This window comes from Bacillus massiliigorillae (genome assembly GCF_000380245.2).
Classification (GTDB): Bacteria; Bacillota; Bacilli; order Bacillales; family DSM-1321; genus Bacillus_AD; species Bacillus_AD massiliigorillae.
Map to the genome: position 1 here is coordinate 73,188 of NZ_HG428745.1, position 10,922 is coordinate 84,109.

At 34.6% G+C, this 10,922-nt stretch carries 11 protein-coding genes; 9 read left to right on the forward strand and 2 right to left on the reverse strand.

Annotation, left to right across the window (positions count from 1 at the left end; genetic code table 11):
- Window positions 1–24: 24 nt before the first annotated feature.
- Window positions 25–645: a 3'-5' exonuclease KapD gene (gene kapD, locus TX86_RS21840; protein WP_042352168.1), complete on the reverse strand. Its 621-nt coding sequence runs from the start codon at window positions 643–645 to the stop codon at window positions 25–27.
- A 230-nt stretch (window positions 646–875) separates the two neighbouring features.
- Between kapD and TX86_RS21845 the strand changes: the two genes are divergently transcribed.
- On the forward strand, window positions 876–2,729 hold the full coding sequence (locus TX86_RS21845) for a transglycosylase domain-containing protein (RefSeq protein ID WP_042352170.1): 1,854 nt from the start codon (window positions 876–878) through the stop codon (window positions 2,727–2,729).
- Between the two features lie 267 nt (window positions 2,730–2,996).
- Entirely contained in the window at window positions 2,997–4,028 is a 1,032-nt protein-coding gene (locus TX86_RS21850; RefSeq protein ID WP_230203707.1) for an AimR family lysis-lysogeny pheromone receptor, read from the forward strand.
- A gap of 75 nt (window positions 4,029–4,103) precedes the next feature.
- Here TX86_RS21850 and TX86_RS21855 read toward each other — a convergent pair whose 3' ends face one another.
- The gene (locus TX86_RS21855) at window positions 4,104–4,661 is read right to left on the reverse strand and encodes a DUF5366 family protein (RefSeq protein WP_042352174.1); all 558 of its coding nucleotides are present in this window, start codon (window positions 4,659–4,661) and stop codon (window positions 4,104–4,106) included.
- Between the two features lie 473 nt (window positions 4,662–5,134).
- Here TX86_RS21855 and TX86_RS21860 point away from each other — a divergent pair, with 473 nt between their 5' ends.
- The 7 genes from TX86_RS21860 to mnhG are packed head-to-tail and all read left to right on the forward strand — an operon-like array spanning window position 5,135 to window position 10,892.
- Window positions 5,135–7,552 carry a Na+/H+ antiporter subunit A gene (locus TX86_RS21860; protein ID WP_042352175.1) on the forward strand — a complete coding sequence of 806 codons (2,418 nt, stop codon included), beginning with the start codon at window positions 5,135–5,137 and terminating at the stop codon, window positions 7,550–7,552.
- Complete coding sequence (locus TX86_RS21865; protein WP_042352176.1) at window positions 7,539–7,961, forward strand: Na(+)/H(+) antiporter subunit B; 423 nt, start codon at window positions 7,539–7,541, stop codon at window positions 7,959–7,961. Before TX86_RS21860 ends, TX86_RS21865 begins: the two co-directional genes overlap by 14 nt.
- Window positions 7,961–8,302: a Na(+)/H(+) antiporter subunit C gene (locus TX86_RS21870; protein ID WP_042352178.1), complete on the forward strand. Its 342-nt coding sequence runs from the start codon at window positions 7,961–7,963 to the stop codon at window positions 8,300–8,302. The genes TX86_RS21865 and TX86_RS21870 overlap by 1 nt, the downstream gene beginning before the upstream one ends.
- Window positions 8,295–9,779, forward strand: a complete 1,485-nt coding sequence (locus TX86_RS21875; RefSeq protein ID WP_042352179.1) for a Na+/H+ antiporter subunit D — start codon at window positions 8,295–8,297, stop codon at window positions 9,777–9,779. The genes TX86_RS21870 and TX86_RS21875 overlap by 8 nt, the downstream gene beginning before the upstream one ends.
- Window positions 9,780–9,785: 6 nt before the next feature.
- On the forward strand, window positions 9,786–10,265 hold the full coding sequence (locus TX86_RS21880) for a Na+/H+ antiporter subunit E (RefSeq protein ID WP_042352180.1): 480 nt from the start codon (window positions 9,786–9,788) through the stop codon (window positions 10,263–10,265).
- A 47-nt stretch (window positions 10,266–10,312) separates the two neighbouring features.
- The gene (locus TX86_RS21885; RefSeq protein ID WP_439096867.1) at window positions 10,313–10,549 is read left to right on the forward strand and encodes a Na(+)/H(+) antiporter subunit F1; all 237 of its coding nucleotides are present in this window, start codon (window positions 10,313–10,315) and stop codon (window positions 10,547–10,549) included.
- The gene (gene mnhG, locus TX86_RS21890) at window positions 10,533–10,892 is read left to right on the forward strand and encodes a monovalent cation/H(+) antiporter subunit G (protein ID WP_042352183.1); all 360 of its coding nucleotides are present in this window, start codon (window positions 10,533–10,535) and stop codon (window positions 10,890–10,892) included. The genes TX86_RS21885 and mnhG overlap by 17 nt, the downstream gene beginning before the upstream one ends.
- The last annotated feature ends 30 nt before the right edge of the window (window positions 10,893–10,922 follow it).

Genomic DNA, 10,922 nt, shown 5'->3' on the forward strand with positions numbered 1-10,922 from the left:
AATCGTTATGATGATTTGGCTTTTTTATGCGAACTTATTGAATACTTCCGATAAATCTATTAAGTCTCCAATAGTAGTCGGTTCATGCTTTTCCATGTACTTTTTATCTTTATCTACTAGCTTATATATATTATAAGTAGTTAGAGCATCGTCTAACGCTCTATGATGTTTCCCGACACCATCTGTTCCATATTCCTTCACAGCTTTCCATAGGCCTGTTTGATTTTGGTCCCCAAAGAAACGCTTATATTCCATTGATAAATCAACGAGTGCTCCTTTAAATGGAAACTTCATACCATTCGCTTGACAGTTCTGGCGCAAAACCTTCATATCCATATTACCCCATGTTACAATTGTACTCTTACCATTTTTCTCGAAAGAAGTTAATTTCTCTATTAATACTTCAAATGCTACACCTTTATCTACTTTGCTCTGTTCAATACCTAAAAAATTTTTACATCGTTTTGAAAGAACGGGGAAACGTTTCGGCTTAACAAATTCAGAGTACTCACTTATTATTTCATCATTCTTCACTACAACAGCGCCAACTTCAATAATCTCTGGATAGAACCCGTCCATTTTCATCTTACCTTCAGGCATCGTAAATTCAAAATCGATAAATATATACTGATGATTTTGTTCCATACTATCCCTCCTTCCTCACAAATGTATCTATTTTTTTACGAAATGTAGGCTTTCCTCTATGTGCTATACAAAATTATATCAGATTATCATACTGTTTTTTCAATTTTTTCTAAATAAGAATATGAAACTACATAACAATTTAAAACATTTTTAATTTTAGCCGAAATAGTTAATGAATAACTAAATGAGACAATTTACAGACAATATATTATTATCAAGGAAGTAACTGAATGAAAACTTTTATGGGCTATATAATCATCCTCATCACCATCCCAATTATGGCTTTACTTTTCAGTAATTTATATAGCGAGTGGTTGAAATACACACCCTTTGGTGAATATATTGAGGCTAACGTTACGATAGACGACATTTCACTTCCCAGTATGAGCTATATTACTGCTGGTAATGGAGAAGTCATCTCTCAAATAACAAACAATGAAAAACGAATTTATCTTGCAGATATCGATATTCCTCAAGTACTTAAAGATGCATTTGTCACAACGGAGGACCGTACTTTTTTTGAACATCAAGGTGTTGATTTTGCTTCTATTGGTAGAGCTATTCTTGTCAATTCAAAACAAAACGATATCAAGCAAGGTGGTAGTACAATTACTCAGCAATTAGCTCGAAATTTATATTTGAATCAAGATAAAACATACAACCGTAAATTAACTGAGCTACTATATTCTTTTGAAATCGAAAAGCATTATTCGAAAGATCAAATCCTTGAGATGTACATTAACGCCATATATTTTGGGAATGGAGCTTACGGAATTGAAGCTGCTGCTCAAACTTATTTTAATAAACCTACGATACAATTGAGCAAAGGTGAACTCTTATTTCTTGCTGCAATTCCAAATAATCCGAGCCTATACAATCCAATAAAGCATTTTAAGGAGACAAAAATCCGTCAAGAAAGAATCATTGACCAACTAACCCAACAAAACAAGTTGTCCCTAAATGAAGCAGAGTCCATAAAACAACAACAATTTGTGCTTAAACAAGGTAATACTATCGATCGCTATCCTGATTATGTGACATATGTTGAAAAAGAAGTACGACAACTCGTTGCTGACCAAGAAGGCTACAATCGAAATTTAAATAGTACGAGTGAAACAGTACGTAATGAAACAGAGAAAAAGCTAAATGATAAAGTGAAACATTTACTAGAATCAGGTGTAACGATTCATACTGCATTAGATCAGCAGTTACAGAAGCAAGTACAGCATTCTATGCAAGACTATATTCCTTATCCAGATATAGAGAGTTCTGTAGTAGTTATACAGCATCATACGCACGAGCTTGTCTCTTTGACTGGGGCAAAAGATTATAAAAAATATTCTTTTCATCGCGCATATCAAAGTTTTCGCCAACCAGGCTCTGCCATTAAACCATTACTTGTATATGGTCCCTATCTAGACATGAAAGAAGCATCGCTATATGAAACAGTAGATGGTTCATCCTTTTGCAAAGATGGCTATTGCCCAGGAAATGCTGGTAACGGAAGTTATGGAAGAGTTTCTATCCTAAAGGCATTTTCTCGATCGTATAACACACCTGCTTTACGCTTGTTTGACCAGAATGGAATAAGGAACAGCTTTGCTTATTTAGATTATTTCAACTTTCAAAAAGTGGAAAAGAAGGACTACCGACTCCCTGCTGCTATCGGTGGCTTTACATATGGTATGAGCCCACTAGAACTAACGGCTGCTTATACTTCATTCTATGATGGAGACTATCAACAACCAAGAGCCATACGAAAAATAACCGATCAAAACGGAAAAATACTGTATCAGTGGCATAATAAACCAGTAAAAGTATGGAAAAGCAGTACAGTTAGTAAAATGAGAAAGCTGCTAAACTCTGTTGTTACGGAAGGAACTGCAAGAAAGGCTAATTATTCAACTGCTGGATATATTGGAGGAAAAACAGGAACAACAAACGATACGAAAGATTTATGGTTTATAGGGTTAAACGACACATATACCACTGGCGTTTGGGTTGGTAAGGATTTACCGGAGAATATAGAATATATCTCCTCACCTCACCTTTACATTTGGCGAAGTATTATGAGTCAATTATAGATACTAACGCTACTCTTCGATGATTTCCTCAAGCGAAGAGTAGCCTTGATATTTTTATATTATTCCTTCTCTATTAAGGTATGGGAAAATATTACTTTTGATATAGTATTCCGCCCTTTAGTATGATAAAATATTTAAAAATTTACAAACTCTCGCTATAAAGGAGGTATTCTTCTGACAAAGAATCTAGTAAATCAGTCATATAAAGATTATCTTTTTATTCCTCCTACACCCCTTACTAATATTGATCATTTTTCAAATCGTAAAATGAAATTTTTCGAAAAAATAACTGAAACAAACAATACGATTTCTTTATTAAAAAAAAAGTATTCGTTAAACTATACCAAACAAAAAAGAATTATAAAAAGTATGTATCACATATATGCTGATTATATAAATATCCCTGTCTTACTAGAATTTTATCATATGGAAGGCGATTCAGATGAGCTATCGGCTTTAATAGAAAAACTAAAAAAATCAGAAGATAAAAATATACAAACATGGGCTTCTCTTTATTATCTTTTGATACGTCACCACACAGATACTATTACCCCACAAGATTTAATTAATCAAACTCTCACTATCCCGACAACAACAAAAGAGATGAAAGTATTTTCTCTACTGCTATTTTTATATGGAGTTTATTGTTTAAGATTATATGATCATTTCAATACTTTGAGTAAACATGTTTTACTTCTCATTAAACAAATTGATAACGACTATTTACGGAACGCCTATAGATTTCAATTATTACTACTATGTTCAGCTTCCTATTTAATGATTAACAAAGTATCTATTAGTAGGGAGCTATGTAAAGACATATTCAAGGAAGAGTTACAAACATACTATCCTCTAACTCATTCGCAGCTATACCATGTCATGGGGGCTAGTTATACATTCACTAACTATCAGGACACTCTTTATTGGCTAAATAAAGCATGTGAGAATTTATTAACACTCTCAACATCATGCGTGAAATTTCATTTACAAAAACAACAATCTACCTTATATTTTGTAGAAAACATTTGGCAAACCAATATACATTATATTCCTCCAGACCCCTCAGAAGCCGCTCATAGACTTATCATCATGAACCGTAAACAAGAAGCGATTAATATATTGAATCATCTTCACAAACAAACAGGTGAACTATCTCCTTTCCAAGAATTTTACTATGCTTCCGCAACCCAGGATATAGCTAGGCTCCAAATGGCTAGAAAGAAATTTCTATCAGAATCAAATTATTATTTTTTGCATCTTTTTCAAAAAGAAAATTTAAATAAGTATGGATTTACCTAATACGTAGATTCAAAAACGAATAGAGGTGTCTGTGAAAGTAATTATTAATTACTCTCATGGACACCTCTATTTTTTCTAGATTGGCAAGCTAGCGAGTAAACTATTATATAGTTTCAGAACTGAATAACCAACAACCGCTATTAAACTGCACCATACAAATGTATGAAAAAAAATCATTCCCATTAATCCTGCTGAAGATAAATAAGCACTAGCTTTATAAATAAAATAAGTGAACGCAATCATTGATGTTATAAAAAAAACTAACGTTATGGCTGCAAATGAAATATTACAGAAAATTGATACACCACTACCAATAAGATAAATGATTGATCCCACTCGAACACTTTTTAAGCTATCTCCACTAATTTCTTTAGAAAACAGTAATAATGATATTTGTAAAAGAGTGTCAGCTATTAGCTTTAATGCTGAAAACATCATAAAAAAAAGTAAAAACAAAATAAATAACAACGTTAATTTAATACCTGTATCTGAAAAAAACTCCAACAATCCACCGTACAACCCCATCGTCTTAAGCACTTCCATCGCTTGCCCCTCTGAATAGATAGCGTAAGATAAGCTAAATAAGATAATAGAAATCAATGGGAAATATCCAGTGAAGTAAGTACTCCTCATGCCTCGACCTCTTTTTGTATGCTGTCCATATAATATTTCCTAAACAGCTATTTTTCGACTATTCTTTCATTATGCTAAATCTATAAGAAAAGAACAATACTACTACTTCTTATAAATATTTTTTCTTCTATTTTTTAGTAAAAAAACCATATACTCGACTTACATTCCCTTTGAAAAACCTCACTAATATCTTGCATATTTCAAAAAAACTTTTTATTCATAAGACGAGTTTCTTCTTATTTATTAAGTAAGATAAAAACATTGGTATAGTAAGGGATTCTCATGCAAGCACAAAATTTTTACGCTATAATTGTAACGAGTAAATGCTTGTAAGGAATACCATTTACAAAAAATAAAGAAACTGGTATTTTACTTTTTGAACCTTTCTTTCATGTATTTTGGTAAAAACGTAAATGCTAGAAAGAAAGTATTTTTTATTCCATTTACATTATAAAAATATAAGGGGGGATTATATGTCATTATTGCATTGGGCTATCCTTTCGCCCTTTCTATTGGCTATCATAATACCTATACTGTACAAATCTTTTCGTCGTGTACATACGGGATGGTTTGTCTTAGTACTACCACTTTTACTTTTCGTATACTTTATTCGGAAAATTCCCGAAATTAGTAACGGCTCCATTATTCATGAAACCCTTCAATGGATTCCTTCCCTCGGTATCAACTTTGAAGTAATTGTTGACGGACTTTCATTATTATTCGCCTTACTTATTACTGGTATTGGTTCTTTAGTGGTATTGTACTCCATTTTTTATTTATCAAAAGATAAAGAGAAACTACATAATTTCTATGTATATTTACTACTATTTATGGGTGCCATGCTTGGCGTCGTTTTATCTGATAACCTAATTGTCCTTTATATGTTCTGGGAATTTACAAGTTTATCTTCCTTCTTACTAATTGGATATTGGTATCACCGCGAGCGTTCACGTTATGGTGCGCAAAAGTCCATGCTTATCACTGTATTTGGTGGCTTAAGTATGCTTGGAGGAATCGTACTCCTTTATGTAATGGGTGGAACTTTCAGTATAAGAGAGTTAATTGGTCAAGCTGATATCCTGATCTCTCATCCTCTATTCCTTTCTGCAATGCTACTAGTTCTATTAGGAGCATTTACGAAGTCAGCTCAATTTCCTTTCCATATCTGGCTTCCTGATGCAATGGAAGCACCTACTCCTGTTAGTGCTTACCTACATTCAGCAACGATGGTTAAAGCAGGTATCTATTTAGTAGCAAGGCTAAGCCCTGTTTTTGCTGAATCTGGTACATGGCTATGGTTAGTTGGAGGAATTGGATTATTAACACTTATATGGGGTTCTTTCTCTGCAGTAAGACAGACCGACTTAAAAGGAATTCTTGCCTATTCAACAATTAGCCAATTAGGTCTAATTATGTCTCTGTTGGGCGTTGGAGCTGCTGCTCTACACTATCCTGGGCTCGATGATAATATTTATATCGCAGCAACAATCGCAGCTGTGTTTCATTTAATTAATCACGCTACATTTAAAGGAAGCCTATTCATGGTTGTAGGTATTGTCGATCATGAAACAGGAACGCGTGATATTCGTAAGCTTGGTGGCTTAATGTCGCTAATGCCAATTACATTTACAATTGCATTAATTGGTACGTTCTCGATGGCTGGACTTCCGCCATTTAATGGCTTCTTAAGTAAAGAAATGTTCTTTACAGGCATGTTATCTGTACTTTCATTAGACATCTTTAATTTGCAAACATGGAGTATGCTATTCCCTGTCATTGCTTGGATCGCTAGTGTGTTTACATTTACGTACAGCATGATTATCTTTTTCAAAACATTTACAGGTAAACTTCAGCCTGAGAAATTGGATAGAAAACCTCATGAGGCTCCAATTGGTATGTTAATTCCACCAATTATTTTGGCCTTATTGGTTATTACATTTGGTTTATTCCCAAACATCTTAAGTGATACTTTAATTAAACCAGCTGCATCAGCTATACTCGGTGATGTTTTACCGGCTGATTACGGCGTTCACATTTCCTTCTGGCATGGATTCACACCAGAATTAATGATGACAATTGGCGTAGTTTTACTAGGAATCATCCTTTATAAAACATGGCCAAAATGGAAACCAGTTTACAACGTGTTTCCAGAAAAACTATCGTTTAACTCACTGTACGATAATAGCCTTCGTTTAATGGAGAAAGGTTCATTCCGTATCGCTAAGTTCTTCATGACAGGTTTCATTCGTAACTATCTAGTTTATGCCTTCTTATTCTTTATCATTTCTCTCGGCATAACACTTTATTGGAAAGACGCTTTAACAGTTAGTGTAAGCAATGTAGCACCGATTCGCTTTTATGAAGTAATTCTTGCTATCATCATTGCACTAGGGGCTATTTCGATATTATTTGTTAAATCTCGTTTAACATCGATTATCATTTTAGGATCTGTAGGTTATACCGTTTCTTTATTCTTCGTTCTGTTCAGAGCACCAGACTTAGCTCTTACTCAGCTAGTAGTTGAAACGATTTCTACAGCATTATTCTTATTATGTTTCTATCACCTACCGAAGAAGTTCCGTAAAGAAGAGCGTTTAACATTTAAGTTAACTAACTTCATGATTTCACTTGGCGTAGGTATTATTGTTACTCTAATTGCTTTATCAGCTCATTCAACAAAGCTAAAAGAAAGCATTTCGAAATTTTACATTGATAAGACGTACACAGAAGCCGGCGGAGAAAACATGGTAAACGTAATTCTTGTCGACTATCGTGGACTTGATACAATGTTTGAGATTACGGTACTTGGAATTGCTGCATTAGGAATTTACGCCATGATTAAACTGCGACTAACAAAAAAAGGAGGAAAAAACGCGAATGAAAACAAATGATATTATTCTTCAAACGGCTACGAAAGTCATTGCATTCGTCATCATTCTATTCTCAATCCGTTTATTTTTCTCTGGTCACTACTATGCTGGGGGCGGTTTTGTTGGTGGCTTAATGACATCTGCAGCGCTTGTTTTAATCATGATTGCTTTCGATATGAAAACGGTAGAATGGATCTTACCTATTAACTATCGATTTTTAATTGGGATTGGTTTATTAACGTCGGTTTCAACTGGATTAATTGGGGTCTTTATGGGCGATCCATTCCTGACTCATTATTTCGGTTATTTTGATTTACCGATACTCGGCAAAACTTCTTTACACACTGCCGCTTTATTTGACCTAGGCGTTTATTTCGTGGTTGTAGGCGTAACAATGACCATTATTAAAAGTATAGGGGAGAGTGAATAATGGAAATTTTAATGGCAGTTGTAATTGGAATTCTATTTACATGTGCAGTCTATTTAATGCTCTCTAAGAGTATTTTACGAATTATTGTTGGAACAGGACTTTTAAGTCATGGGGCACATTTATTAATTTTAACAATGGGTGGCTTAAAACGTGGAGCAGTACCACTACTTGGGGAACATGCTAAATCATATGTAGATCCTCTACCACAAGCTCTAATTTTAACAGCAATTGTTATTAGCTTTGGGGTAACATCTTACTTCCTTGTACTAGCTTATCGTGCGTACCAAGAGCTTGGAACAGATAATATGGACCTACTGAGAGGAAACGAATCAAATGAATAGTCATAACATCGTATTAATGCCTGTATTACTGCCTCTACTTACAGGTATCATTCTTATTTTCTTCCGAAATATTAAGGTGCAGAGAATTATCTCCCTGCTCTCCTTTATTGTCGGAATTGGACTTTCTTTATATTTAGTAACGGCAGTCCACACTAACGGCATACTTACGCTTGATGTGAGCAGTTGGAACGCTCCATTTGGTATTACTATCGCCGCAGATATGCTTGCAAGTATTCTTGTACTAACTACCAATGTAATTGGTTTTAGTTCACTTATCTATTCATTCCGTTCAATCGGAACTGGAAGAGAAAGCTACTATTACTATACGGTATTCCAATTATTAATAGTTGGGGTTAACGGAGCTTTCTTAACAGGTGATATTTTCAACTTATTTGTATTCTTCGAAGTAATGCTAATGTCTTCTTATGTACTTCTTGTACTTGGAGGAACGAAGATTCAATTAAGAGAAACAATCAAATATATTTTAGTAAACGTTATTTCATCTGCTATATTCGTTATCGCTGTTGCCTACCTATATTCAGTAGTAGGAACATTAAATATGGCTGACTTATCAAGAAAAATCGCTGAAATCGGACAGCCTGGCATCATCACTGTCATCGCCGTTCTTTTCTTATTCGTATTCGGATTAAAAGGTGCTGTGTTTCCATTATTCTTCTGGTTACCTGGTTCATACTATGCAGCTCCAGCACCAGTGTTAGCATTATTCGGAGCACTATTAACGAAGGTTGGTATTTACTCCATCTTCCGTACGTATACACTACTGTTCTACCATGACATAGATTATACGCACGCATTACTTGGTGGAATAGGCCTACTGACGATTATTATTGGTGTTATTGGAGCAGTGGCATACTGGGATGTTAAGAAAATCATCATCTATAACATCATTATTGCCGTAGGTGTGCTTGCATTTGGAATTTCATTAAGTAACGAAACGGGAACAACAGGAACGATTCTTTACTTAGTTCATGACATGATCATTAAAGCTGCCCTATTCCTATTAGTGGGTCTTATGGCTAGAATTGCGGGTACGAGTGACTTGCGAAAAATGGGTGGATTTATTAAAGACTATCCACTCGTGGGCTGGACATTCTTCGTTGCTGCCATTTCACTAGCAGGTATTCCACCGTTAAGTGGATTTGCTGGAAAGCTAATGATTCTACAAGGTGCTGCTGAAGCAAAAGCTTACTTTGGTATGTTTATCATTCTAGCTTCAAGCTTGTTCGTATTATATTCTGTCATGAAAATCTTCATCAATGGTTTTTGGGGCGCACCTATCAAAACGGAAGCTGTACCTTCCAAATCAATGATCACTTTACTCGGACCAGCGATTCTACTTGTTGCAATTTCACTTGCATTCGGTTTAGGCGTGGAAAAGATTTTACCGTATATCTCCCAAGCTACTGAAACATTAATGAATCCGGATATCTATATTAATGCGGTCATAAAGGAGTAATGTGAAATGGCATTTCAAATATTATTAAACTTTGTTTTAGCTTTAGTTTGGATGTTTTTATCTCATTCCTACAACCCTACATCGTTCATCGTTGGATTTCTATTAGGAATGCTCATCTTGTTAAGCTTTAGAAGATTCTTTAACACACGTTTTTATATGATTAGAGTTTGGGCAGTTATAAAGCTGATTCTCATCTTTATTAAAGAGCTAATTCTTTCAAATATCGCTGTGCTTAAAGTTATTCTAAAACCAAAGCTTGATATAAAACCTGGTATTTTCGCTTTAGAAACAGAGTTAAAGCAGCCATGGGAAATCACAACTTTAGCTAACTTAATTACATTAACACCAGGAACTTTCGTAATAGAAGTATCTGAAGACAACAAAACTCTTTATGTACATGCAATGGATCTTAATGATGATATTCAATCAGAAATCGATGGTATCAAAAATACGTTTGAAAAAGCCATTATGGAGGTGAGCCGATAATGTTTCAAATTATCATTGCAATTGCGCTAGTATGTATTTCTCTCTCTATGCTCGGCTTAATATATCGTGTTATTAAAGGTCCTTCTATTCCAGACCGAGTAATTGCTTTAGATGCTTTAGGCATTAACTTGATTGCTGTAATTGCATTAGTATCGATTTTCCTTGATACATATGCCTTCCTTGAGGTTATTCTACTTCTCGGAATATTAGCGTTTATCGGAACAGTTGCGATGGCTAAATATTTAGAGAAGGGAGTGATTATTGAGCATGATCGAAATAAGTAAAATCATCGTTGCTATACTCATTTTACTTGGAGCATTTTTAAGCTTAGTCACTACCTTTGGCTTACTTCGACTACCTGATGTGTATACACGGAACCATGCGGCATCTAAAGCAGCTACATTAGGTATCATGTCCATCATGCTTGGAACATTTATCTACTTCTATATGGAGCACGGTCATTTTAACTCTCGTGTTTTACTTGGAATCCTATTTGTCTTCTTCACTGCACCTGTATCAGGTCACTTAATCAGTCGAGCAGCTTATAATTCTGGTGTAAAGCTTTGGGATAAAAGTGTTCGTGATGATTTAAAAAAAGCTAGAGAAAACAGTAAAAGTACTCGATAAGCATATAGGCTAAACATAAAAAAGAAAAAG

Excerpts from the sequence above, each read along its gene's own strand:
- kapD (WP_042352168.1), bottom strand. The coding sequence starts at position 645 with ATGGAACAAAATCATCAGTATATATTTATCGATTTTGAATTTACGATG.
- TX86_RS21845 (WP_042352170.1), top strand. The coding sequence starts at position 876 with ATGAAAACTTTTATGGGCTATATAATCATCCTCATCACCATCCCAATT.
- TX86_RS21850 (WP_230203707.1), top strand. The coding sequence starts at position 2,997 with ATGAAATTTTTCGAAAAAATAACTGAAACAAACAATACGATTTCTTTA.
- TX86_RS21855 (WP_042352174.1), bottom strand. The coding sequence starts at position 4,661 with ATGAGGAGTACTTACTTCACTGGATATTTCCCATTGATTTCTATTATC.
- TX86_RS21860 (WP_042352175.1), top strand. The coding sequence starts at position 5,135 with ATGTCATTATTGCATTGGGCTATCCTTTCGCCCTTTCTATTGGCTATC.
- TX86_RS21865 (WP_042352176.1), top strand. The coding sequence starts at position 7,539 with ATGAAAACAAATGATATTATTCTTCAAACGGCTACGAAAGTCATTGCA.
- TX86_RS21870 (WP_042352178.1), top strand. The coding sequence starts at position 7,961 with ATGGAAATTTTAATGGCAGTTGTAATTGGAATTCTATTTACATGTGCA.
- TX86_RS21875 (WP_042352179.1), top strand. The coding sequence starts at position 8,295 with ATGAATAGTCATAACATCGTATTAATGCCTGTATTACTGCCTCTACTT.
- TX86_RS21880 (WP_042352180.1), top strand. The coding sequence starts at position 9,786 with ATGGCATTTCAAATATTATTAAACTTTGTTTTAGCTTTAGTTTGGATG.
- TX86_RS21885 (WP_439096867.1), top strand. The coding sequence starts at position 10,313 with ATGCTCGGCTTAATATATCGTGTTATTAAAGGTCCTTCTATTCCAGAC.
- mnhG (WP_042352183.1), top strand. The coding sequence starts at position 10,533 with ATGATCGAAATAAGTAAAATCATCGTTGCTATACTCATTTTACTTGGA.